This window comes from Pseudomonas fjordensis (assembly GCF_976987115.1).
The window spans coordinates 6,111,739-6,134,259 of the sequence record NZ_OZ336860.1 but is presented as its reverse complement, the minus strand read 5'-3'; the positions used below and the strand labels follow the sequence as shown (position 1 = coordinate 6,134,259).

The 22,521-nt window shown below is 55.8% G+C and carries 34 protein-coding genes; 33 read left to right on the top strand and 1 reads right to left on the bottom strand.

Annotated elements, in window-relative coordinates:
- Positions 1 to 25: 25 nt before the first annotated feature.
- From tuf to bfr, 31 genes are all read left to right on the top strand, one after another.
- A complete protein-coding gene (gene tuf, locus ACWHXD_RS28165) occupies positions 26 to 1,219 on the top strand; it encodes an elongation factor Tu (RefSeq protein ID WP_003176426.1) in 1,194 nt (397 codons plus the stop codon).
- Between the two features lie 157 nt (positions 1,220 to 1,376).
- On the top strand, positions 1,377 to 1,688 hold the full coding sequence (gene rpsJ / locus ACWHXD_RS28160; RefSeq protein WP_003186070.1) for a 30S ribosomal protein S10: 312 nt from the start codon (positions 1,377 to 1,379) through the stop codon (positions 1,686 to 1,688).
- A gap of 81 nt (positions 1,689 to 1,769) precedes the next feature.
- Complete coding sequence (rplC, locus tag ACWHXD_RS28155; protein WP_003194649.1) at positions 1,770 to 2,405, top strand: 50S ribosomal protein L3; 636 nt, start codon at positions 1,770 to 1,772, stop codon at positions 2,403 to 2,405.
- A 12-nt stretch (positions 2,406 to 2,417) separates the two neighbouring features.
- Positions 2,418 to 3,020 carry a 50S ribosomal protein L4 gene (gene rplD / locus ACWHXD_RS28150; RefSeq protein ID WP_003176424.1) on the top strand — a complete coding sequence of 201 codons (603 nt, stop codon included), beginning with the start codon at positions 2,418 to 2,420 and terminating at the stop codon, positions 3,018 to 3,020.
- Positions 3,017 to 3,316 (top strand): 50S ribosomal protein L23, encoded by a 300-nt coding sequence (gene rplW / locus ACWHXD_RS28145; RefSeq protein WP_002555488.1) that lies wholly within the window; start codon positions 3,017 to 3,019, stop codon positions 3,314 to 3,316. The genes rplD and rplW overlap by 4 nt, the downstream gene beginning before the upstream one ends.
- A gap of 14 nt (positions 3,317 to 3,330) precedes the next feature.
- Positions 3,331 to 4,155 (top strand): 50S ribosomal protein L2, encoded by an 825-nt coding sequence (gene rplB, locus ACWHXD_RS28140; protein WP_003186055.1) that lies wholly within the window; start codon positions 3,331 to 3,333, stop codon positions 4,153 to 4,155.
- A 16-nt stretch (positions 4,156 to 4,171) separates the two neighbouring features.
- Positions 4,172 to 4,447: a 30S ribosomal protein S19 gene (gene rpsS, locus ACWHXD_RS28135; RefSeq protein ID WP_002555486.1), complete on the top strand. Its 276-nt coding sequence runs from the start codon at positions 4,172 to 4,174 to the stop codon at positions 4,445 to 4,447.
- 11 nt (positions 4,448 to 4,458) lie between these two features.
- Positions 4,459 to 4,791, top strand: coding sequence for a 50S ribosomal protein L22 (gene rplV / locus ACWHXD_RS28130; protein ID WP_003103908.1), 333 nt, complete (start codon positions 4,459 to 4,461; stop codon positions 4,789 to 4,791).
- 13 nt (positions 4,792 to 4,804) lie between these two features.
- The gene (gene rpsC / locus ACWHXD_RS28125; protein WP_003176422.1) at positions 4,805 to 5,491 is read left to right on the top strand and encodes a 30S ribosomal protein S3; all 687 of its coding nucleotides are present in this window, start codon (positions 4,805 to 4,807) and stop codon (positions 5,489 to 5,491) included.
- A 12-nt stretch (positions 5,492 to 5,503) separates the two neighbouring features.
- Entirely contained in the window at positions 5,504 to 5,917 is a 414-nt protein-coding gene (rplP, locus tag ACWHXD_RS28120) for a 50S ribosomal protein L16 (protein WP_003176421.1), read from the top strand.
- Positions 5,917 to 6,108, top strand: coding sequence for a 50S ribosomal protein L29 (gene rpmC, locus ACWHXD_RS28115; protein WP_002555481.1), 192 nt, complete (start codon positions 5,917 to 5,919; stop codon positions 6,106 to 6,108). Before rplP ends, rpmC begins: the two co-directional genes overlap by 1 nt.
- A gap of 2 nt (positions 6,109 to 6,110) precedes the next feature.
- Positions 6,111 to 6,377: a 30S ribosomal protein S17 gene (rpsQ, locus tag ACWHXD_RS28110; protein WP_003194644.1), complete on the top strand. Its 267-nt coding sequence runs from the start codon at positions 6,111 to 6,113 to the stop codon at positions 6,375 to 6,377.
- A gap of 23 nt (positions 6,378 to 6,400) precedes the next feature.
- Positions 6,401 to 6,769, top strand: a complete 369-nt coding sequence (rplN, locus tag ACWHXD_RS28105) for a 50S ribosomal protein L14 (RefSeq protein WP_002555479.1) — start codon at positions 6,401 to 6,403, stop codon at positions 6,767 to 6,769.
- Between the two features lie 11 nt (positions 6,770 to 6,780).
- Positions 6,781 to 7,095: a 50S ribosomal protein L24 gene (rplX, locus tag ACWHXD_RS28100; RefSeq protein WP_003176416.1), complete on the top strand. Its 315-nt coding sequence runs from the start codon at positions 6,781 to 6,783 to the stop codon at positions 7,093 to 7,095.
- A gap of 22 nt (positions 7,096 to 7,117) precedes the next feature.
- Positions 7,118 to 7,657 carry a 50S ribosomal protein L5 gene (rplE, locus tag ACWHXD_RS28095; RefSeq protein WP_003194642.1) on the top strand — a complete coding sequence of 180 codons (540 nt, stop codon included), beginning with the start codon at positions 7,118 to 7,120 and terminating at the stop codon, positions 7,655 to 7,657.
- 13 nt (positions 7,658 to 7,670) lie between these two features.
- Positions 7,671 to 7,976 carry a 30S ribosomal protein S14 gene (rpsN, locus tag ACWHXD_RS28090; RefSeq protein WP_003176414.1) on the top strand — a complete coding sequence of 102 codons (306 nt, stop codon included), beginning with the start codon at positions 7,671 to 7,673 and terminating at the stop codon, positions 7,974 to 7,976.
- 208 nt (positions 7,977 to 8,184) lie between these two features.
- Positions 8,185 to 8,577 (top strand): 30S ribosomal protein S8, encoded by a 393-nt coding sequence (gene rpsH / locus ACWHXD_RS28085; RefSeq protein ID WP_003176413.1) that lies wholly within the window; start codon positions 8,185 to 8,187, stop codon positions 8,575 to 8,577.
- A gap of 12 nt (positions 8,578 to 8,589) precedes the next feature.
- Complete coding sequence (rplF, locus tag ACWHXD_RS28080; RefSeq protein WP_003194640.1) at positions 8,590 to 9,123, top strand: 50S ribosomal protein L6; 534 nt, start codon at positions 8,590 to 8,592, stop codon at positions 9,121 to 9,123.
- 10 nt (positions 9,124 to 9,133) lie between these two features.
- Positions 9,134 to 9,484, top strand: a complete 351-nt coding sequence (gene rplR, locus ACWHXD_RS28075; RefSeq protein ID WP_003186037.1) for a 50S ribosomal protein L18 — start codon at positions 9,134 to 9,136, stop codon at positions 9,482 to 9,484.
- A 3-nt stretch (positions 9,485 to 9,487) separates the two neighbouring features.
- Positions 9,488 to 9,988, top strand: coding sequence for a 30S ribosomal protein S5 (rpsE, locus tag ACWHXD_RS28070; RefSeq protein ID WP_003176409.1), 501 nt, complete (start codon positions 9,488 to 9,490; stop codon positions 9,986 to 9,988).
- Between the two features lie 2 nt (positions 9,989 to 9,990).
- Positions 9,991 to 10,167 (top strand): 50S ribosomal protein L30, encoded by a 177-nt coding sequence (gene rpmD / locus ACWHXD_RS28065; RefSeq protein ID WP_003176408.1) that lies wholly within the window; start codon positions 9,991 to 9,993, stop codon positions 10,165 to 10,167.
- A gap of 3 nt (positions 10,168 to 10,170) precedes the next feature.
- The gene (rplO, locus tag ACWHXD_RS28060) at positions 10,171 to 10,608 is read left to right on the top strand and encodes a 50S ribosomal protein L15 (RefSeq protein WP_003176407.1); all 438 of its coding nucleotides are present in this window, start codon (positions 10,171 to 10,173) and stop codon (positions 10,606 to 10,608) included.
- Complete coding sequence (gene secY / locus ACWHXD_RS28055; RefSeq protein WP_003194637.1) at positions 10,609 to 11,937, top strand: preprotein translocase subunit SecY; 1,329 nt, start codon at positions 10,609 to 10,611, stop codon at positions 11,935 to 11,937.
- A gap of 28 nt (positions 11,938 to 11,965) precedes the next feature.
- Positions 11,966 to 12,082: a 50S ribosomal protein L36 gene (rpmJ, locus tag ACWHXD_RS28050; RefSeq protein WP_002555468.1), complete on the top strand. Its 117-nt coding sequence runs from the start codon at positions 11,966 to 11,968 to the stop codon at positions 12,080 to 12,082.
- A gap of 129 nt (positions 12,083 to 12,211) precedes the next feature.
- Positions 12,212 to 12,568, top strand: a complete 357-nt coding sequence (rpsM, locus tag ACWHXD_RS28045; protein WP_003194635.1) for a 30S ribosomal protein S13 — start codon at positions 12,212 to 12,214, stop codon at positions 12,566 to 12,568.
- Positions 12,569 to 12,598: 30 nt separating this feature from the next.
- Positions 12,599 to 12,988, top strand: coding sequence for a 30S ribosomal protein S11 (gene rpsK / locus ACWHXD_RS28040; protein ID WP_002555466.1), 390 nt, complete (start codon positions 12,599 to 12,601; stop codon positions 12,986 to 12,988).
- 18 nt (positions 12,989 to 13,006) lie between these two features.
- Positions 13,007 to 13,627, top strand: a complete 621-nt coding sequence (gene rpsD, locus ACWHXD_RS28035) for a 30S ribosomal protein S4 (protein WP_003176404.1) — start codon at positions 13,007 to 13,009, stop codon at positions 13,625 to 13,627.
- Between the two features lie 22 nt (positions 13,628 to 13,649).
- Positions 13,650 to 14,651, top strand: a complete 1,002-nt coding sequence (locus tag ACWHXD_RS28030; protein WP_003176403.1) for a DNA-directed RNA polymerase subunit alpha — start codon at positions 13,650 to 13,652, stop codon at positions 14,649 to 14,651.
- Between the two features lie 41 nt (positions 14,652 to 14,692).
- The gene (rplQ, locus tag ACWHXD_RS28025; RefSeq protein WP_003176402.1) at positions 14,693 to 15,079 is read left to right on the top strand and encodes a 50S ribosomal protein L17; all 387 of its coding nucleotides are present in this window, start codon (positions 14,693 to 14,695) and stop codon (positions 15,077 to 15,079) included.
- A 237-nt stretch (positions 15,080 to 15,316) separates the two neighbouring features.
- Positions 15,317 to 16,765, top strand: a complete 1,449-nt coding sequence (locus tag ACWHXD_RS28020) for a catalase (protein WP_138761825.1) — start codon at positions 15,317 to 15,319, stop codon at positions 16,763 to 16,765.
- Positions 16,766 to 16,920: 155 nt separating this feature from the next.
- Positions 16,921 to 17,385 (top strand): bacterioferritin, encoded by a 465-nt coding sequence (gene bfr / locus ACWHXD_RS28015; protein WP_003176400.1) that lies wholly within the window; start codon positions 16,921 to 16,923, stop codon positions 17,383 to 17,385.
- Between the two features lie 65 nt (positions 17,386 to 17,450).
- Here the strand turns inward: bfr and uvrA are convergent, their stop codons facing one another.
- Positions 17,451 to 20,285, bottom strand: a complete 2,835-nt coding sequence (gene uvrA / locus ACWHXD_RS28010; protein ID WP_138761826.1) for an excinuclease ABC subunit UvrA — start codon at positions 20,283 to 20,285, stop codon at positions 17,451 to 17,453.
- A gap of 178 nt (positions 20,286 to 20,463) precedes the next feature.
- On the opposite strand from uvrA, the gene ACWHXD_RS28005 reads away from it, so the two are divergent.
- Positions 20,464 to 21,858, top strand: coding sequence for an MFS transporter (locus ACWHXD_RS28005; RefSeq protein ID WP_034133877.1), 1,395 nt, complete (start codon positions 20,464 to 20,466; stop codon positions 21,856 to 21,858).
- Between the two features lie 9 nt (positions 21,859 to 21,867).
- Complete coding sequence (locus ACWHXD_RS28000; RefSeq protein WP_003194626.1) at positions 21,868 to 22,383, top strand: single-stranded DNA-binding protein; 516 nt, start codon at positions 21,868 to 21,870, stop codon at positions 22,381 to 22,383.
- The last annotated feature ends 138 nt before the right edge of the window (positions 22,384 to 22,521 follow it).

The window sequence follows — 22,521 nt, the reverse complement described above, 5'->3', positions numbered from 1 at the left end:
TCCTTTAGGCAAGGAGTTAATTGTCGTGGCTAAAGAAAAATTTGATCGTTCCCTACCGCACGTCAACGTTGGCACCATCGGTCACGTTGACCACGGTAAAACCACTCTGACTGCTGCTCTGACTCGCGTTTGCTCCGAAGTATTCGGTTCCGCAATCGTTGATTTCGATAAAATCGACAGCGCGCCAGAAGAGAAAGCTCGTGGTATCACCATCAACACCGCGCACGTTGAATACAACTCGCTGATCCGTCACTACGCTCACGTTGACTGCCCAGGTCACGCTGACTATGTGAAGAACATGATCACCGGTGCTGCCCAGATGGACGGCGCAATCCTGGTTTGCTCGGCCGCTGATGGTCCGATGCCACAAACCCGTGAGCACATCCTGCTGTCCCGTCAGGTTGGCGTTCCGTACATCGTGGTTTACCTGAACAAGGCTGACCTGGTAGACGACGCTGAGCTGCTGGAACTGGTTGAGATGGAAGTGCGCGATCTGCTGAGCACTTACGACTTCCCAGGTGACGACACTCCGATCATCATCGGTTCTGCTCGTATGGCTCTGGAAGGCAAAGACGATAACGAAATGGGCACCACGTCCGTTCGTAAACTGGTTGAGACTCTGGACAGCTACATCCCAGATCCAGTCCGTGTTATCGACAAGCCGTTCCTGATGCCAATCGAAGACGTATTCTCGATCTCCGGTCGCGGTACTGTTGTAACTGGTCGTATCGAGCGCGGTATCGTCAAGGTTCAAGATCCACTGGAAATCGTTGGTCTGCGTGACACTACCGTCACCACCTGCACCGGTGTTGAAATGTTCCGTAAGCTGCTCGACGAAGGTCGTGCTGGCGAGAACTGCGGCGTTCTGCTGCGTGGTACCAAGCGTGACGACGTTGAGCGTGGCCAGGTTCTGGTCAAGCCAGGTTCGGTTAAGCCGCACACCAAGTTCGAAGCTGAAGTGTACGTGCTGAGCAAAGAAGAAGGCGGTCGTCACACTCCGTTCTTCAAAGGCTACCGTCCACAGTTCTACTTCCGTACTACTGACGTGACTGGTAACTGCGAACTGCCGGAAGGCGTAGAAATGGTAATGCCAGGCGACAACATCAAAATGGTTGTCACCCTGATCAAAACCATCGCTATGGAAGACGGTCTGCGTTTCGCTATCCGTGAAGGCGGCCGTACCGTTGGTGCTGGCGTTGTAGCTAAAATCATCGAGTAATCTCTCTTTTGAGTGAGCTTTGATGTTTTGAGAAAGCCCCCGCTTAGCGGGGGCTTTTTTATTGGGTTGACACCTATCTAGGGCGTCTATAGAATTGCGCCTCCTTTTAACGGGCGTATTGCGCCCGGTGGGAATAGCAGCCGGAGTCTGAAATCCAATGCAAAATCAGCAAATCCGTATCAGGTTGAAGGCTTTTGACCATCGCCTGATCGACCAATCCACCCAGGAAATCGTGGAAACCGCGAAACGTACTGGTGCTCAAGTGCGTGGTCCAATTCCACTGCCTACCCGTAAAGAGCGGTTCACCGTTCTGGTCTCCCCGCACGTCAACAAAGACGCGCGTGACCAGTACGAGATCCGTACTCATAAGCGCGTACTGGACATCGTCCAGCCAACGGATAAAACCGTTGATGCACTTATGAAGCTCGATCTGGCGGCCGGTGTGGAAGTACAGATCAGCCTCGGCTAAGACTTGGGTCTTAGTCGTGTAACGCTCTGAAATGGGCGGCCATAGCGGGTGAAAGCCCCGTACACTCATGAGGTTTACAACATGACTATTGGTGTAGTCGGTCGTAAATGCGGTATGACCCGTATTTTCACCGAAGAAGGTGTCTCCATTCCGGTCACGGTCATTGAGATCGAACCGAATCGCGTCACCCAGTTCAAAACTGAAGAAACCGATGGCTATCGTGCAGTGCAAGTCACTGTCGGCGAGCGTCGTGCTTCGCGCGTGACTGCTGCTCAAGCAGGTCACTTCGCTAAAGCAAACGTTGCAGCTGGTCGTACTGTCATGGAGTTCCGTCTTGAAGACGGCGACTACCAGGCTGGCGATCTGATCAACGCTGAAATCTTCGCCGCTGGTCAACTGGTTGATGTAACCGGTCAGTCCAAAGGTAAAGGCTTCCAGGGTACGATCAAGCGTTGGAATTTCCGTGGTCAAGACAACACTCACGGTAACTCCGTTTCCCACCGCGTCCCGGGCTCTATTGGCCAGTGCCAGACTCCTGGTCGTGTATTCAAGGGCAAAAAAATGTCCGGTCATATGGGCGCTGAGCGCGTGACCGTGCAGTCCCTCGAAGTAGTGCGCGTCGACGCTGAACGCAATCTGTTGTTGGTCAAGGGTGCTGTTCCTGGCGCTACTGGCGGCAACCTGGTTGTACGTCCAGCGGCCAAGGCTCGCGGTTAAGGGGAAGCTGACATGCAATTAAATGTAAATGACGCTCAAGCGATCGAAGTTTCCGAACTGACATTTGGCGGCGAATTCAACGAGACGCTCGTTCACCAAGCAGTCGTGGCCTACATGGCCGGCGGCCGTCAAGGTAGCAAGCAGCAAAAGACCCGTTCCGACGTACGTGGTGGCGGTAAGCGCCCTTGGCGTCAGAAAGGCACTGGCCGTGCTCGTGCCGGTACTATCCGTAGCCCAATCTGGCGTGGCGGCGGTACCACTTTCGCAGCTCGTCCACAGGATCACTCTCAGAAGCTCAACAAGAAGATGTACCGCGCAGCACTGCGCTCCATCCTTGCTGAACTCGTGCGTACTGATCGTCTGGTCGTGGTTCAGGACTTCGCTGTTGAAAGTCCAAAAACCAAAGATCTGCTGGGCAAACTGAACAACATGAGCCTGACCGACGTTTTGATCGTGTCCGAAGCTGTTGATCAGAACCTGTACCTGGCTGCTCGCAACCTGCCACACGTTGATGTACGTGACGTGCAAGGTTCCGATCCAGTTAGTCTGATCGCATACGACAAGGTGTTGATCACCGTGTCGGCCGTGAAGAAATTCGAGGAGCTGCTGGGATGAACCAGGAACGCGTATTTAAAGTTCTGCTTGGCCCGCACGTTTCCGAAAAGGCTACGGTTCTGGCTGACAAGAAAGGCCAGTTCGTTTTCAAGGTTGCAACTGACGCAACCAAGCTGGAAATCAAGAAGGCCGTCGAAAGCCTGTTCAGCGTGAAAGTAGAGCGTGTTACTACCCTGAATGTTCTGGGTAAGAGCAAGCGCACTGCTCGCGGTCTGGGCAAGCGTAATGACTGGAAGAAGGCAGTTATCTCCCTTCAGCCAGGCCAAGATCTCGATTTCAGCAGCAGTGCTGAGTAAGGAAGGGGTGCATCATGGCAATCGTTAAATGCAAACCGACTTCCCCTGGCCGCCGTTTTGTGGTCAAGGTGGTCAACCAGGAGCTGCATAAAGGCGCTCCTCACGCACCGCTGCTCGAGAAAAAATCGAAGTCTGGTGGTCGTAACAACAATGGTCGCATTACCACTCGTCACATCGGTGGTGGCCATAAGCAGCATTATCGTCTGGTCGACTTCCGTCGCAACGACAAAGATGGCATCGCTGCCACTGTCGAGCGTATCGAATACGATCCAAACCGTACTGCTCACATCGCTCTGCTGCTGTACGCAGATGGCGAGCGTCGCTACATCATCGCCCCTAAAGGCGTGAGTGCTGGCGACCAGCTGATCGCAGGTGCTCTGGCACCGATCAAGCCGGGCAACGCTCTGCAACTGCGTAACATTCCAGTTGGTAGCACCGTACACGGCATCGAATTGAAGCCAGGTAAAGGCGCACAGATCGCTCGTTCCGCTGGTGCTTCGGCTCAGCTGATCGCTCGTGAAGGTGTCTACGTGACCCTGCGTCTGCGTTCTGGTGAGATGCGTAAAGTACTGGCTGAATGCCGTGCGACCCTGGGCGAAGTCTCGAACTCCGAGCACAGCCTGCGTTCGTTGGGTAAAGCTGGTGCCAAACGCTGGCGTGGCGTTCGCCCAACCGTTCGTGGTGTTGCCATGAACCCGGTTGACCACCCACACGGTGGTGGTGAAGGTCGTACCTCTGGTGGTCGTCATCCGGTATCGCCATGGGGCTTCCCGACTAAGGGCGCGAAGACTCGTGGTAATAAGCGTACCGACAAAATGATCGTCCGTCGTCGCAAGTAAATAGAGGGATACGACAGTGCCACGTTCTCTGAAAAAAGGTCCTTTTATTGATCTTCACCTACTGAAGAAGATCGAAGTGGCGGCGGAAAAGAACGATCGCAAACCAGTTAAAACCTGGTCGCGTCGTTCGATGATCCTGCCACAAATGGTCGGTCTGACCATCGCAGTACACAACGGTCGTCAACACGTCCCAGTTCTCGTTAACGAAGACATGGTCGGCCACAAACTGGGCGAGTTTGCCGGTACCCGCACTTATCGTGGGCACGTGGCAGACAAGAAAGCCAAGCGTTAAGGGGTTAGGAAATGGAAGTAGCCGCTAAGTTGTCGGGCGCTCGAATCTCCGCCCAGAAAGCCCGCTTGGTCGCCGACCAGATCCGCGGGAAGAAGGTGGGCGAAGCGCTCAACCTGTTGGCTTTCAGCAGTAAGAAAGCCGCCGAGATCATGAAGAAAGTGCTGGAGTCGGCCGTAGCCAACGCCGAGCATAACGAAGGCGCAGACGTTGATGACCTGAAGGTCAGCACCGTTTTCGTCAACGAAGGGCGTTCGCTGAAGCGCATCATGCCACGTGCCAAAGGCCGTGCTGATCGCATCGTCAAGCGGTCTTGCCATATCACTGTCAAGGTTGCTGACAAGTAACGGAGTCGAAGAGATGGGTCAGAAAGTACATCCCATTGGCATTCGCCTGGGAATCGTCAAGGAGCACACCTCCGTCTGGTACGCAGACGGTCGGACTTATGCGGACTACTTGTTCGCTGATCTGAAGGTGCGTGAGTATCTCCAAGACAAACTAAAAAGCGCGTCCGTAAGCCGTATCGATATCCATCGTCCGGCCCAAACTGCACGTATCACCATCCACACCGCTCGTCCAGGTATCGTTATCGGGAAGAAAGGTGAAGATGTTGAGAAACTGCGTCAGGACCTGACCAAGCAAATGGGTGTGCCTGTGCACATCAATATCGAAGAGATCCGCAAGCCGGAGCTCGACGGTATGCTGGTTGCGCAGAGCGTAGCTCAGCAGCTGGAGCGTCGCGTAATGTTCCGTCGCGCTATGAAGCGCGCCGTACAGAACGCCATGCGCATTGGTGCCAAAGGCATCAAAATCCAAGTGAGCGGTCGTCTCGGCGGTGCTGAAATCGCACGTACTGAATGGTATCGCGAAGGTCGTGTGCCACTGCACACCCTGCGTGCCGACATCGACTATGCCAACTACGAAGCTCACACCACTTACGGTGTGATCGGTGTAAAGGTTTGGATCTTCAAAGGCGAAGTAATTGGTGGTCGCCAAGAAGAACTGAAACCACAAGCACCAGCGCCTCGTAAAAAAGCTGCTAAGTAAGGGGTACGCCAAATGTTGCAACCTAAGCGTACGAAGTTCCGCAAGCAGATGACAGGCCACAACCGTGGTCTGGCTCAGCGCGGTAGCAAAGTCAGCTTCGGCGAGTTCGCGCTGAAGTCTGTAGCTCGTGGTCGTCTCACCGCTCGTCAGATCGAGTCAGCGCGTCGTGCTCTGACCCGTCACGTAAAACGTGGCGGCAAGATCTGGATCCGTGTATTCCCGGACAAGCCGATCTCCAAAAAACCTCTCGAGGTTCGGATGGGTAAAGGTAAGGGTAACGTGGAATACTGGGTAGCCCAGATTCAGCCAGGCAAAGTCCTGTATGAAATCGAGGGTGTTTCTGAAGAGCTGGCGCGTGAGGCTTTCGCCCTGGCTGCTGCAAAGCTGCCGCTCGCCACCTCCTTTGTTAAACGGACGGTGATGTGATGAAAGCGAATGAACTTCGTGAAAAATCCGCACAGCAGCTGAACGAGCAACTGCTCGGCCTGCTGCGCGACCAGTTCAATCTGCGTATGCAGAAAGCAACTGGCCAGTTGGGGCAGTCTCATCTGCTCTCGCAAGTTAAGCGTGACATCGCTCGCGTGAAGACTGTGCTCAACCAGCAGGCAGGTAAGTGATCATGGCTGAAGCCGAAAAGACTGTCCGTACGCTGACTGGCCGTGTTGTCAGCGACAAGATGGACAAAACCATCACCGTTTTGATCGAGCGTCGCGTTAAGCACCCGATCTACGGTAAATATGTTAAGCGTTCGACTAAGCTGCACGCGCACGACGAAACCAATCAGTGCCACATCGGCGACAAAGTCACTATTCGTGAAACTCGTCCGATGGCCAAGACCAAGTCTTGGGCACTGGTTGATGTTCTCGAACGCGCTGTGGAAGTCTAAGGACTAGGGGTCGGAGAAATTATATGATTCAGACTCAATCCATGCTCGATGTGGCCGATAACAGCGGCGCTCGCCGTGTTATGTGCATCAAGGTGCTGGGTGGCTCCCATCGTCGTTACGCTGGTATCGGTGACATCATCAAAGTTACCGTGAAGGAAGCAATTCCTCGCGGTAAGGTGAAAAAAGGCCAAGTGATGACTGCTGTTGTAGTCCGCACTCGTCACGGCGTACGTCGTGCTGATGGCTCCATTATCCGCTTTGATGGCAACGCTGCTGTTCTTCTGAACAACAAGCAAGAGCCGATCGGCACCCGTATCTTTGGGCCAGTGACCCGTGAACTTCGTACTGAGAAGTTCATGAAGATCGTCTCGCTCGCCCCAGAAGTGCTGTAAGGAGATCCGACATGCAAAAGATTCGTCGTGACGACGAGATCATCGTGATCGCCGGCAAAGACAAAGGTAAGCGCGGTAAGGTGCTTAAGGTTCTCGCTAATAACCGTCTGGTTATCGGTGGTCTGAACCTGGTCAAGCGTCATACCAAGCCTAACCCGATGTCGGGCGTGCAGGGCGGTATCGTCGAGAAAGAAGCTCCGCTGGATGCTTCTAACGTCGCCATCTTCAACGGCGAAACCAACAAGGCTGACCGCGTTGGTTTCAAAGTAGAAGACGGTAAGAAAATTCGTGTCTTCAAGTCGACCCAAAAAGCGGTTGATGCTTGAACACTGCTAGGTAGATTAGACCATGGCACGACTACAAGAGATTTACCGGAAGGAAATCGCCCCTAAGCTTAAGGAAGAACTTAAGCTCGGGAACGTGATGGAAGTTCCGCGCGTCACCAAAATCACCCTGAACATGGGTCTGGGCGAAGCGATCGGCGACAAAAAAGTCATCGAGCACGCTGTTGCCGACCTGGAAAAGATCACCGGTCAGAAAGTCGTTGTGACTTACGCTCGGAAATCCATCGCTGGCTTTAAAGTCCGTGAAGGTTGGCCGATCGGCGTCAAAGTGACTCTGCGCCGTGAGCGTATGTACGAATTCCTGGATCGTCTGCTGTCGATCTCCCTGCCTCGGGTCCGCGACTTCCGCGGCCTGAATGCCAAGTCCTTCGATGGTCGTGGTAACTACAGCATGGGCGTGAAAGAGCAGATCATCTTCCCGGAAATCGACTACGACAAGATCGATGCTCTCCGCGGTCTGGACATCACCCTGACCACCACTGCCAAGAACGATGATGAAGGTCGCGCCCTGTTGCGTGCTTTCAAATTCCCGTTCCGCAACTGATTGGAGTAGGACCATGGCCAAGATGAGCATGAAAAACCGCGAGCTGAAGCGTCAGCTCACGGTTGCCAAGTACGCCAAGAAGCGTGCAGCACTGAAAGCAATCATCGTTGATCTGAACGCAAGTCCAGAAGCGCGTTGGGAAGCTACAGTTGCTCTGCAGAAGCAGCCACGTGACGCAAGCGCTTCGCGCATGCGTAACCGCTGCCGCCTGACCGGTCGTCCACACGGCGTTTACCGCAAGTTCGGCCTCGGCCGTAACAAACTGCGTGAAGCGGCAATGCGTGGTGACGTACCAGGTCTGGTTAAAGCCAGCTGGTAAGTACTTTCAACGTCCAGGTGGTCGGAATCGCAAGATACTGACCGCCGGTGACCTTGAATCTGGATCAAGCCCCTTTTGGGGCTTGTTTCATTTCTGGAGTATGTCTAAAATACGCGGCTCGCCTGAGCCCGTGTTTTTTGTGCTCGGAGATTCTCGGCGACATATGTAGCCGCAAGGCTAATTTTTTTGTATTAGGAGCGTCTAGCCCATGAGTATGCAGGACCCGTTAGCGGACATGCTAACTCGTATCCGTAATGCCCAGATGGCTGAAAAGTCCGTCGTAAGCATGCCATCTTCCAAGTTGAAGGTAGCTGTTGCCAAAGTCCTGAAAGACGAAGGCTACATTGCGGGTTATCAGATCAGCAGCGAAATCAAACCACTGCTGTCCATCGAGCTGAAGTACTTCGAAGGCCGTTCGGTCATCGAGGAAGTGAAGCGCGTTAGCCGTCCAGGCCTGCGTCAGTACAAGTCCGCTGAAGATCTGCCGAAAGTTCGTGGCGGTCTGGGCGTGTCTATCGTCTCCACCAACAAAGGTGTGATGACGGATCGTGCTGCGCGCGCTGCCGGTGTCGGCGGCGAAGTTCTTTGCACTGTGTTCTAAGGGGGGATAAGCATGTCTCGCGTCGCTAAGAACCCCGTTAAGCTGCCAGCCGGTGTCGAAGTCAAATTCGCAGGCCAACAGCTTTCGGTGAAGGGTGCCAAGGGTACTCTTGAACTGAACATCCATTCGTCCGTTGAGATCGTTGAAGAAGCTGGTGAGCTGCGTTTCGCTGCTCGCAATGGCGATCAACAAACTCGCGCAATGGCCGGTACCACGCGTGCGTTGGTAAACAACATGGTCCAAGGCGTAAGCCAAGGCTTCGAGCGTAAGCTCCAGCTGGTCGGTGTTGGTTACAAAGCGCAAGCAAAAGGCACGGTTTTGAACCTTGCCCTTGGCTTCTCGCACCCAGTGGATTACGAACTGCCAGCGGGCATCACTGCTGAGACTCCTAGCCAGACCGATATCCTGATCAAGGGCATCGATAAGCAGCTGGTAGGTCAAGTGGCCGCTGAGATCCGCGACTTCCGTCCACCAGAGCCGTACAAAGGCAAAGGTGTGCGCTACGCGGACGAAGTCGTCCGTCGTAAAGAAGCCAAGAAGAAGTAGGGCATAGCAAATGACCGACAAAAAAGTTACTCGACTGCGTCGCGCTCGCAAAGCACGCCTGAAAATGCACGAACTCGAAGTCGTGCGTCTCTGCGTGTTCCGCTCGTCGCAGCACATCTACGCCCAGGTCATCTCGGCCGACGGCAACAAAGTCCTGGCAAGCGCCTCGACTTTGGATAAAGAACTGCGTGATGGTGCCACTGGCAACATCGACGCGGCCACAAAGGTTGGCCAGCTGGTCGCTACGCGTGCTAAGGCCGCTGGCGTCTCGCAAGTGGCTTTCGACCGCTCTGGCTTCAAGTACCACGGTCGCGTGAAAGCGCTGGCTGATGCTGCTCGTGAAGCTGGGCTGGAGTTCTAAGTTATGTCAAATAACGACCAAAAGCGCGACGAAGGCTACATTGAGAAGCTGGTTCAAGTTAACCGCGTAGCCAAAACCGTTAAAGGCGGCCGTATCTTCACTTTCACCGCGTTGACCGTGGTGGGTGATGGTAAAGGGCGTGTTGGCTTCGGCCGTGGCAAGTCACGTGAAGTGCCTGCTGCGATCCAGAAGGCAATGGAAGCTGCTCGTCGCAACATGATCCAAGTTGATCTGAACGGCACCACTCTGCAGTACGCAATGAAGTCCGCTCACGGCGCTTCGAAGGTGTACATGCAGCCTGCTTCTGAAGGTACCGGTATCATCGCTGGCGGCGCTATGCGTGCTGTCCTCGAAGTTGCTGGCGTGCAGAACGTTCTGGCCAAGTGCTACGGCTCGACTAACCCGGTAAACGTGGTTCACGCCACTTTCAAGGGTCTGAAGGCTATGCAATCTCCTGAGTCCATCGCTGCCAAGCGTGGTCTGACTGTCAAGGAGATCTTCTGATCATGGCTACCGTTAAAGTAACGCTGATCAAAAGCATGACCGGCCGCATCCCTAACCACAAATTGTGCGTTAAAGGTTTGGGTCTGCGTCGCATCGGTCACACTGTAGAAGTCCAGGATACTCCCGAGAATCGCGGGATGATCAACAAGGCTTACTACATGCTGCGTGTAGAGGGTTAATCGATGAAACTCAATGATCTGAGTCCAGCGCCGGGTTCCCGTCGCGAAAAGCATCGTCCGGGCCGTGGTATCGGTAGTGGTTTGGGTAAGACCGGTGGCCGTGGCCACAAGGGTCAAACCTCCCGCTCCGGTGGCACCATTGCTCCAGGCTTTGAAGGCGGTCAACAGCCGCTGCATCGTCGCCTGCCTAAGTTCGGTTTCGTATCCCTGAAGGCCATGGACCGCGCAGAAGTGCGTCTGTCCGAGCTGGCTAAAGTGGAAGGCGACATCGTTACTGTGCAGACCCTGAAAGATGCCAACGTGATCAACGTCAACGTACAGCGTGTGAAAATCATGCTGTCCGGTGAAGTGACTCGCGCTGTCACTATCGGCAAGGGAATCGGCGCCACCAAAGGTGCGCGTTCGGCTATCGAAGCAGCTGGCGGCAAGTTCGAGGAATAAATGGCTAAGCAAGGTGCTCTCTCAGCGCTCGGCAAAGGCGGTATGTCTGAACTTTGGGCTCGTCTGCGTTTTCTGTTCCTGGCGATTATCGTCTACCGAATAGGCGCACACATCCCGGTTCCAGGTATCAACCCGGACCGACTCGCAGACCTGTTTCGACAGAATGAGGGGACCATTCTTAGCTTGTTCAACATGTTTTCCGGCGGCGCGCTGGAGCGGATGAGCATCTTTGCACTGGGGATCATGCCGTACATCTCGGCATCGATCATCATGCAGCTGATGACAGCCGTCAGCCCGCAGCTGGAGCAGTTGAAGAAGGAAGGTGAAGCTGGCCGTCGCAAGATTAGCCAGTACACCCGCTACGGCACTGTCGTCCTCGCCCTGGTTCAAGCTATCGGCATGTCCGTTGGCCTGGCCGGGCAGGGCGTTGCGTTCACTGGTGACTTTGGCTTCCATTTCGTCGCAGTATCCACGTTTGTGGCTGGTGCGATGTTCATGATGTGGCTGGGTGAGCAGATTACTGAGCGTGGTGTTGGCAACGGTATCTCGATGTTGATTTTCGCAGGTATCGTCGCCGGTCTTCCGAGAGCAATCGGGCAGTCTTTCGAGTCTGCGCGTCAGGGTGATATCAATATCTTCGCCTTGGTTGCCATCGGTTTGCTGGCAGTAGCGATTATCGGTTTTGTGGTGTTCATTGAGCGTGGCCAGCGTCGTATTGCTGTTCACTACGCCAAGCGTCAGCAGGGCCGTAAGGTCTTTGCTGCGCAGACCAGCCACTTGCCGCTGAAAGTGAATATGGCCGGTGTTATTCCGGCAATTTTCGCGAGCAGCATCTTGCTGTTTCCGGCTTCGTTGGGTACCTGGTTTGGTCAGTCTGAAAATATGGGCTGGCTGCAGGACCTCTCTCAGTCGATCGCTCCTGGTCAGCCGTTGAATATTCTGCTGTTTAGTGCAGGGATTATTTTCTTCTGCTTCTTCTATACGGCGTTGATGTTCAATCCGAAAGACGTAGCGGAAAACCTGAAGAAGTCCGGTGCCTTTATTCCGGGCATCCGTCCAGGTGAGCAGTCGGCACGCTACATTGATGGCGTTCTGACTCGTTTGACCCTGTTCGGTGCTCTATATATGACGGCCGTGTGTCTGTTGCCCCAGTTCCTGGTGGTTGCAGCAAACGTTCCGTTCTACCTTGGCGGGACCTCGTTGCTGATCGTGGTCGTGGTTGTGATGGACTTCATGTCCCAAGTACAATCGCACCTCGTTTCGCACCAGTACGAATCCCTGATGAAGAAAGCCAACCTGAAGGGCTACGGCAGCGGCATGTTGCGCTGAGTACCCCATAAGGTTCGAGGAGTTGGTGATGAAAGTTCGTGCATCGGTGAAAAAGCTGTGCCGTAACTGCAAGATTATTCGCCGCGAAGGTGTTGTTCGAGTAATTTGCAGCGCGGAACCGCGTCACAAACAGCGCCAAGGCTGAGTGTGATCCGCTTGAAGCCCGGCAGCTAGTGCGCTGCCGGGTTGATTATTTGTTATTACAGCGATATTATCTCGCGCCCTATTTCTTGGCTTCCGGGGCGTAGGTAGCTGTCAATTGGAGTCCCACTGAATGGCCCGTATTGCAGGCGTTAACATTCCAGATAACAAGCACACTGTTATCTCGCTGACCTACATCTATGGTGTTGGTCGCACTACTGCGCAGAAAATTTGCGCGGTCGCTGGGGTAAACCCAGCCGCTAAGATCAAGGATCTGAGCGACGAGCAGATTGAACAGCTGCGTGGCGAAGTGGCGAAGTTCACCACTGAAGGTGACCTGCGTCGCGAAATCAACATGAAAATCAAGCGTTTGATGGACCTCGGTTGCTATCGCGGTCTGCGTCATCGTCGTGGTCTTCCAGTACGCGGTCAGCGTACCAAGACTAACGCGCGTACCCGTAAAGGTCCGCGTAAGCCGATCCGCAAGTAATCGCCCCAGCGAATCGACAGGAAAATTATCATGGCAAAACCTGCTGCTCGTCCTCGTAAAAAAGTTAAAAAGACAGTGGTTGATGGCATCGCCCACATCCATGCATCTTTTAACAACACCATCGTGACCATCACCGACCGTCAAGGTAACGCGCTTTCTTGGGCTACCTCCGGTGGTTCGGGTTTCCGCGGTTCCCGCAAGTCCACTCCGTTTGCTGCTCAAGTAGCTGCTGAACGTGCTGGTCAAGCTGCGCTGGAATATGGCCTGAAAAACCTCGACGTTAACGTCAAAGGTCCAGGTCCAGGTCGTGAGTCTGCTGTCCGTGCTTTGAACGGCTGTGGCTATAAGATCGCCAGCATCACCGACGTGACGCCAATCCCGCACAACGGGTGCCGTCCGCCGAAGAAGCGCCGCGTGTAATCCAGGAGATTGTAAAGAATGGCTCGTTACATTGGTCCAAAATGCAAACTCGCTCGTCGCGAAGGCACCGATCTCTTCCTGAAGAGCGGCGTGCGCGCGATCGAATCGAAGTGCAACATTGAAGCAGCACCTGGTATCCACGGCCAACGCCGCGGTCGCCAGTCCGACTACGGCACCCAACTGCGTGAAAAGCAGAAGGTCCGTCGTATCTACGGCGTTCTCGAGCGTCAGTTCAGCGGCTACTACAAAGAAGCTGCTGGCAAGAAAGGTGCAACCGGTGAAAACCTGCTGCAACTGCTCGAATGCCGTCTGGACAACGTTGTATACCGTATGGGCTTTGGTTCGACTCGTGCCGAATCCCGTCAGCTGGTATCGCACAAGTCGATCAGCGTTAACGGTCAGACCGTAAACGTTCCGTCCTACCAGGTTCGTGCTGGTGACGTGGTCGCAGTTCGCGAGAAAGCAAAAAACCAACTTCGCATTGTCCAAGCTCTCGATCTGTGTGCCCAACGTGGCCGCGTAGAATGGGTAGAAGTAGACACTGAGAAGAAGTCGGGCGTTTTCAAGAACGTTCCTGCTCGCAGTGATCTGTCCGCCGACATCAACGAAAGCCTGATTGTCGAGCTCTACTCCAAGTAAGGGCTAGAAAATAGGTGCATCCATGCAGATTTCGGTAAATGAGTTCCTGACACCCCGCCACATTGATGTGCAGGTTGTCAGTCCAACCCGCGCCAAAATTACTCTCGAGCCTCTCGAGCGTGGTTTTGGCCACACCCTGGGCAACGCGCTGCGCCGCATCCTGTTGTCCTCAATGCCCGGCTGTGCAGTAGTCGAGGCCGAGATTGACGGTGTGCTCCACGAGTACAGCGCCATCGAAGGTGTACAGGAAGACGTAATTGAAATCCTGTTGAACCTTAAAGGTCTGGCTATCAAGCTGCACGGCCGTGACGAAGTTACGCTGACCTTGTCGAAGAAGGGTTCGGGGGTGGTTACCGCTGCCGATATTCAGCTGGATCATGATGTCGAGATCGTTAACCCCGATCACGTAATCGCTAACCTGGCGTCTAACGGCGCCCTGAACATGAAGCTCACTGTAGCTCGTGGTCGTGGTTATGAACCGGCCGACTCGCGTCAGAGCGATGAAGACGAAAGCCGCAGCATTGGTCGCTTGCAGCTTGACTCTTCGTTCAGCCCGGTTCGCCGTATCGCATACGTGGTGGAAAACGCCCGTGTCGAACAGCGTACTAACCTGGACAAGCTGGTTATTGATCTGGAAACCAACGGTACCCTGGATCCTGAAGAGGCTATCCGCCGCGCTGCAACCATTCTGCAACAGCAGTTGGCTGCGTTCGTCGACCTCAAAGGTGACAGCGAACCAGTGGTAATCGAGCAGGAAGACGAGATCGATCCGATCCTGCTTCGCCCGGTTGACGATCTGGAACTGACTGTACGTTCGGCTAACTGCCTTAAGGCGGAAAACATTTACTACATCGGTGACCTGATCCAGCGCACCGAAGTAGAACTGTTGAAGACTCCGAACCTGGGCAAGAAATCCTTGACTGAAATCAAGGACGTTCTGGCCTCCCGCGGTCTGTCCCTCGGCATGCGCCTCGACAACTGGCCGCCTGCAAGTCTTAAGAAGGACGACAAGGCGACTGCCTGATCGTCGTAATCACCGAACGTGAGTTTGGTAAGGAATGAACCATGCGTCATCGTAAAAGTGGTCGTCACCTGAGCCGTACCAGCTCGCACCGCAAGGCCATGTTCCAAAACATGGCGGTGTCGCTGTTCGAGCACGAGCTGATCAAAACTACACTGCCGAAAGCTAAAGAACTGCGTCGCGTTGCTGAGCCGCTGATCACTTTGGCCAAGACAGACAGCCTGGCTAACCGCCGTCTGGCTTTCGACCGTACTCGTTCGAAAGCTATCGTTGGTAAGCTCTTCAACGACCTGGGCAAGCGTTACGCTACCCGTGAGGGTGGCTACCTGCGCATCCTCAAGTGCGGTTTCCGCGCTGGCGACAACGCGCCTATGGCGTACGTCGAGTTGGTTGATCGTGCTACTGCCGGCGAAGCTGTAAGCGCCGAGTAAGACGATAAGCTACAACGAAAAACCGGGCCTAGTGCCCGGTTTTTTGTGCGCGTAACAAAAGCGCGCTGCGTACAAGAATCCTCAAGCGACACGCTTCACTATGAGCGTTGGGTATGTTGGTAGTTATTTTCTATTGATGCCTACAATTTAATGAATTTGTAGGTGTCATGTGGATGGTCAATACTCCCTCCAAGCCGATTAGCCGGCAGTTCCAAGCCCGACCTGAGGAAGATGCGCATGAGCCAGAATAAAGTCCTTACCACCGCCAGCGGCGCGCCCGTTGCGGACAATCAGAACTCACGTTCCGCCGGCCCACGTGGCCCCTTGCTGCTCGACGATTTCCACCTGATCGAGAAGCTTGCTCACTTCAACCGTGAAAATATCCCTGAGCGTCGCGTGCACGCCAAAGGTTCAGGTGCCTTCGGTACCTTTACCGTGACAAAAGACATGACCCAGTACACCAGCGCCAAGTTGTTCGAGTCCGTTGGCAAGCAGACGCCTACGTTCCTGCGTTTCTCCACCGTAGGCGGTGAGCGTGGTTCGGCTGATACTGAGCGCGATCCACGTGGCTTCGCCTTGAAGTTCTACACCGAAGAAGGCAACTGGGACATTGTCGGTAACAACACCCCGGTGTTCTTTATCCGTGACCCGCTGAAATTCCCGGACTTTATCCACACCCAGAAGCGTCTGCCGCAAAGCAACCTGAAAAGCGCACAGATGATGTGGGATTTCTGGTCGCACTCCCCAGAGGCTTTGCACCAGGTCACCATTCTGTTTTCGGACCGTGGCATTCCGGACGGCTACCGTCACATGCACGGTTTCGGCAGCCACACTTACAGCCTGATCAACGCTCAGGGCGAGCGTCATTGGGTGAAGTGGCACTACAAGACCAAGCAAGGCATCAAGAACCTGGCGCCGGCCGAGGCTGCCCGTTTGGCGGGTACCGACCCTGACTACGCCCAGCGTGATCTGTTTGGTGCAATCGAACGCGGTGACTTCCCTAAGTGGCGCGTGTGCATCCAGATCATGACCGAGGCGCAGGCGAACGCCCATTACGAGAACCCGTTTGACGTGACCAAGACCTGGTCGCAAAAAGAATTCCCGTTGATTGAAGTGGGTGAGCTGGAGCTCAACCGTAATCCGCAGAACTACTTCGCCGAAGTCGAGCAGGCTGCATTTGGCCCAAGCAACATGGTCCCAGGTGTTGGTCTGTCTCCGGACCGTATGCTGCAAGGTCGGGTTTTTGCCTACGCCGATGCGCACCGCTACCGTGTGGGCACCAACCACCAGCAACTGCCGGTGAATGCGCCACGTAGCCCGGTTAACAGCTATCAGCGTGACGGTTCCATGGCTTTCGGCAGCAACGGTGGTGCAGCTCCGAACTATGAGCCAAACAGCTATGCCGACGCACCGAAACAAGCCCCGCACTATGCAGAGCCAGCACTGGCCTTGAGCGGCGCCGCTGATCGTTACGATCACCGCGAAGATACGGACTACTACAGCCACGCCGGTGCGCTGTTCCGTCTGATGAATGACGAGCAGAAAGCCCTGCTTACCAATAACATCGCCGGTGCAATGGGTGGCGTTTCCAGCGATGTCGTCCAGCGTCAACTGCAGCACTTCTATAAAGCCGACCCGGCTTATGGAGAAGCAATCGCAAAGGCACTGGGTGTATCGCTTAACTGACTCTAAACGATAAGCAGAACCGCCCTCATTTGGGCGGTTTTTGCGTTATTTCAGCTACTTTTCCCTGATAATCTTCACTTTTCTGCCGTTTGTCCCGTGACCTTCAAGTCAGCATGGTTCAAACTACAGTCTTTCAAGCAGGGAGATGTAGGGCGATGCAAGGTCACCCCGACGTAATCGATTACCTCAACACGTTGCTGACGGGCGAACTGGCAGCTCGTGACCAATATTTCATCCATTCGCGTATGTACGAAGATTGGGGCTTTACCGAGCTCTACGAGCGTATCAATCACGAGATGGAAGAAGAGGCACAGCACGCTGATGCCCTGATGCGCCGCATTCTGATGCTCGAAGGCACACCGCGTATGCGTCCTGATGATCTGGACGTGGGTACCACAGTGCCTGACATGCTCGCTGCCGACCTACGCCTTGAGTACAAGGTCCGTGCCGCACTCTGCAAGGGCATCGAGCTTTGCGAGCAGCATAACGACTATGTCACCCGGGAAATACTGCGGGTGCAGTTGAATGACACCGAAGAAGATCACACCTACTGGCTGGAAAAGCAGTTGGGCCTGATCAAGCTGATCGGCCTGGAGAATTACCTGCAATCGCAGTTCTGATTCCCGGTTACAAAAAAGCCCCTGTCACTGCAAAGTGACAGGGGCTTTTTATTGGACCTGAAAAATCAGGCCCGGTCGCGTTCCAGCAACGGTTTCAAGTAGTAACCGGTGTGCGACTGCGGCATTTCGGAAACCTGCTCCGGCGTGCCCACTGCGATGATCTGGCCACCCTTCGAACCGCCTTCTGGCCCCAGGTCTACCAGCCAGTCGGCCGTCTTGATCACATCAAGGTTGTGCTCGATCACCACCACGGTATTGCCGTGGTCTCGCAGGCGGTGCAGTACGTCCAGCAACTGCTGAATATCCGCGAAGTGCAGGCCAGTGGTCGGCTCGTCGAGGATGTACAAGGTTTTGCCGGTATCACGCTTGGACAACTCGCGAGACAGCTTGACCCGCTGCGCTTCGCCACCCGACAGCGTGGTCGCTGATTGCCCCAGCTTGATGTACGACAGGCCCACATCCATCAGCGTCTGCAGCTTGCGCGCCAACGCCGGCACCGCGTCGAAGAACTCGCGAGCTTCCTCGATGGTCATTTCCAGGGTCTCATGGATGCTCTTGCCCTTGTACTTGATCTCCAGGGTCTCGCGGTTGTAGCGCTTGCTCTTGCACACATCGCACGGCACGTAGATGTCCGGCAGGAAGTGCATCTCCACCTTGATCAGGCCATCGCCCTGGCACGCTTCACAGCGGCCACCCTTGACGTTGAACGAGAACCGACCCGGCCCATAACCCCGTGAGCGCGACTCTGGCACGCCAGCGAACAACTCGCGGATAGGCGTAAACAGCCCGGTGTAGGTGGCTGGGTTTGAACGCGGCGTACGTCCAATCGGGCTCTGGTCGATGTCGACCACCTTGTCCAGATGCTCCAGGCCCTTGATGCTGTCGTGGGCCGCTGCTTCCAGGGTGGTCGCGCCGTTCAGGGCGGTAGCACTCAGGGGGAACAGGGTGTTGTTGATCAGCGTCGACTTGCCCGAACCGGAAACACCGGTCACGCAAGTCAGCAGGCCCAGCGGAATCTCCAGGTCGACATTGCGCAGGTTGTTGCCGCGCGCGCCCTTGAGATGCAGCGCCATCTTCTTGTTACGCGGTGTGCGCTTGGCGGGCACTTCAATCTTCACACGGCCGGACAAGTATTTGCCGGTCAGTGAATCGGGATGTGCCATCACCTCGGCAGGCGTGCCTTCAGCAACAATATGGCCACCATGCACGCCCGCGCCGGGGCCGATATCGACCACGTAGTCCGCCAGGCGGATAGCATCTTCATCATGCTCGACCACGATCACGGTATTGCCGATATCGCGCAGGTGTTTGAGCGTGCCCAGCAGGCGGTCATTGTCCCGTTGGTGCAAGCCAATCGACGGCTCGTCGAGGATATACAGCACGCCCACAAGGCCGGCGCCAATCTGGCTGGCCAGGCGAATACGCTGTGCCTCACCGCCAGACAAGGTGTCGGCGCTGCGGTCCAGCGACAGATAGTCCAGGCCCACGTTAACCAGGAACTGCAATCGCTCGCGAATCTCCTTGAGGATCTTGTCGGCAATTTCCCCGCGACGACCGGTCAGCTTCAGCACGCCAAAGTATTCACAGGCATCGCCGATCGGCAGGTTGGTCACTGCCGGCAGGGTCTTCTCGCCCACCCATACATGCCGGGCTTCACGGCGCAGACGCGTGCCACGGCAATCCGGGCATGGCTGTGTGCTGAGGAATTTCGCCAACTCCTCGCGCACGCTCGCCGATTCGGTTTCACGGTAACGGCGTTCCAGGTTCGGCACGATGCCTTCGAACGGGTGCGAGCGCTTGACGATATCGCCGCGGTCGTTCAGGTATTTGAAGTCGACATTCTGTGAACCGCTGCCATTGAGAATGACCTTCTGCTGGTCTGCCGGCAGTTGGTTGAATGGCACTTCCAGGCTGAACTTGTAGTGGGACGCCAACGACCCGAGCATCTGGAAGTAGTAGACGTTACGCCTGTCCCAGCCACGTATCGCACCCTCGGCCAAGGTCAGTTCGCCATTGACCAGGCGCTTGATATCGAAAAACTGCTTCACACCCAGGCCGTCGCAAGTCGGGCAGGCGCCGGCCGGGTTGTTGAAGGAAAACAGCTTGGGTTCCAGCTCGCTGATGGCATGGCCACAGATCGGGCAGGCGAAACGCGCGGAGAAGATGATCTCTTCGCCGGGCTCGTCATCCATCGGCGCTACCAGGGCAATGCCATCGGCCAGCTTCAGCGCGGTTTCGAACGATTCCGCCAAACGCTGCTGCAGGTCGGCGCGCACCTTGAAACGGTCGACCACCACATCAATGGAGTGCTTTTTCTGCTTGTCCAGCTTCGGCGCTTCGTCCAGCTCATAGAGCTTGCCGTTGATGCGCGCCCGCACGAACCCCTGGGCTCGCAGCTCTTCGAAGACCGAAAGGTGTTCGCCCTTGCGCTCGCGAATCACTGGCGCCAGCAGCATCAGCTTGGCGCCTTCGGGCTGGGTCAGCACCAGGTCGACCATCTGGCTGACGGTCTGGGCTTCCAGGGGAATATCGTGGTCCGGGCAGCGTGGGATACCCACGCGTGCGTAAAGCAGACGCAGGTAGTCGTAGATCTCGGTAATGGTGCCCACAGTGGAACGCGGGTTGTGTGAAGTAGACTTCTGCTCGATGGAAATAGCCGGCGACAGGCCTTCAATGGTGTCGACGTCGGGCTTTTCCATCATCGACAGGAACTGCCGGGCGTAGGCCGACAGCGATTCCACATAGCGACGCTGACCTTCGGCATACAGCGTGTCGAACGCCAGGGACGATTTGCCGGAGCCGGACAAGCCGGTGATGACGATCAGTTTGTCCCTGGGCAGGGTCAGGTCGATGTTCTTCAGGTTGTGGGTTCTAGCCCCACGAATCAGGATCTTGTCCAAGATGGCCTCGCACGGCGGGCGTAAATGATGCCGGAGTATACGGCTAAAGACTGGATGAATATACACTGTCAAAACGCCGCTTGCAGCCTTACATGAAAGCTGCGCGGCAAAGCGCCGCATATACCCTCTCAATCGATGGGACTGGTAGAATCGCCGCCGGTTCACACGAGGTTTTTCCATGCACGATCCCCACAGCGAACGCATGAGTAGCGGCGAGACCCGAGCGGCAAGCGGGCTGGCCCTGGTGTTCGCCTTCCGTATGCTGGGCATGTTTATGGTGTTGCCGGTGCTGGCCACCTATGGGATGGATCTCGCAGGTGCGACCCCCGCCTTGATCGGCCTGGCGATTGGCGCCTATGGCCTGACCCAGGCAATTTTCCAGATTCCGTTCGGGATCATTTCCGACCGCATTGGCCGTCGCCCGGTGATCTATCTCGGGCTGATCGTATTCGCCCTTGGCAGTGTGCTAGCGGCCCAGTCCGATTCGATCTGGGGCGTGATCGCCGGCCGCATCCTGCAGGGCGCCGGTGCGATTTCCGCCGCCGTGATGGCGCTGCTGTCCGACCTGACCCGCGAACAACACCGCACCAAGGCCATGGCGATGATCGGCATGACCATCGGCCTGTCGTTTGCCGTGGCCATGGTGGTCGGCCCCTTGCTCACGCGCGCGTTCGGCTTGCATGGGCTGTTCCTGGCCACGGGCGGCATGGCGTTGTTCGGCATCCTGATCGTGGCCTTTATGGTGCCGCGCTCCACCGGCACACTGGCGCACCGTGAATCGGGCGTTGCACGCAAGGCGTTGCTGCCGACGCTCAAGCACCCGGACCTGCTGCGCCTGGATTTAGGTATCTTCGTATTACACGCCATGCTGATGTGCAGCTTCGTCGCCTTGCCCCTGGCCCTGGTGGAAAAAGCCGGGCTGCCCAAGGAGCAGCACTGGTGGGTCTACCTCACTGCGTTGTTGATTTCGTTCTTCGCCATGATCCCGTTCATCATCTATGGCGAGAAGAAACGCAAAATGAAACGAGTTTTACTCGGCGCCGTCGCGACATTGATGCTCACTGAACTATTCTTCTGGCAGTTCGGCGACAGCCTGCGCGCACTGGTGATCGGTACGGTGGTGTTTTTCACCGCGTTCAACCTGCTCGAAGCGTCGTTGCCGTCACTGATCAGTAAAGTTTCACCGGCAGGCGGCAAGGGCACGGCCATGGGGGTGTACTCCACCAGCCAGTTCCTGGGCTCCGCGTTGGGCGGCATCATGGGCGGCTGGATGTTCCAGCATGGCGGTTTGTCGGTTGTGTTCCTCGGATGCGCCGCGCTGGCTGCACTTTGGCTGGTCTTTGCTGTTACCATGCGCGAACCTCCCTACGTCACCAGCCTGCGTTTGCCGCTATCGCCCGAGGCGATCCGCGAAGCCGGCCTGGTCGAGCGCCTGAAGGCCGTCGTAGGGGTAACGGATGCAGTGGTGGTCGCTGAAGAGGCGGCCATTTACATCAAATTGGACACCGAATTATTGGATCGCGCGACGCTCGAGCAACTGGTCAACCCAGTGCCGACAGCGCGCCCAGCCTAGGAGAACGTTATGGCCCGTGGGGTTAACAAAGTCATATTGGTCGGTACTTGCGGCCAGGATCCCGAAGTTCGCTACTTGCCTAACGGTAATGCCGTGACCAACCTGAGTCTGGCGACCAGCGAGCAATGGACTGATAAGCAGACCAACGAGCGCAAAGAGAAAACCGAGTGGCACCGCGTGTCGTTGTTCGGCAAGGTCGCGGAGATCGCCGGTGAATACCTGCGCAAAGGTTCGCAGGTGTACATCGAAGGCAAACTGCAAACCCGCGAGTGGGAAAAAGACGGCATCAAGCGTTACACCACCGAAATCGTGGTCGACATGCAAGGCACCATGCAACTGCTGGGCGGCCGTCCACAGGGCGACCAACAGGGCCAGGGCGGCATGTCCAACTCGGCACCGCGCCCACAGCAGTCGCGTCCGCAGCCAAGCCAACAGCCACAGCGTGAGTCGCGCCCAGCGCCACAACAGGCTGCTCCGCAACCGGCTCCGGATTTCGACAGCTTTGATGACGATATCCCGTTCTAAGGTCCAAGACCGACCCTGAACAAACAAAACCCCCGATAGCGAAAGCATCGGGGGTTTTTTATGGGCAATGCCCAGGTGTCGGTGCACGGGATGCCGTTGTGCAGACAGCACACCAACCCCGACATTTGTTCTCATGGC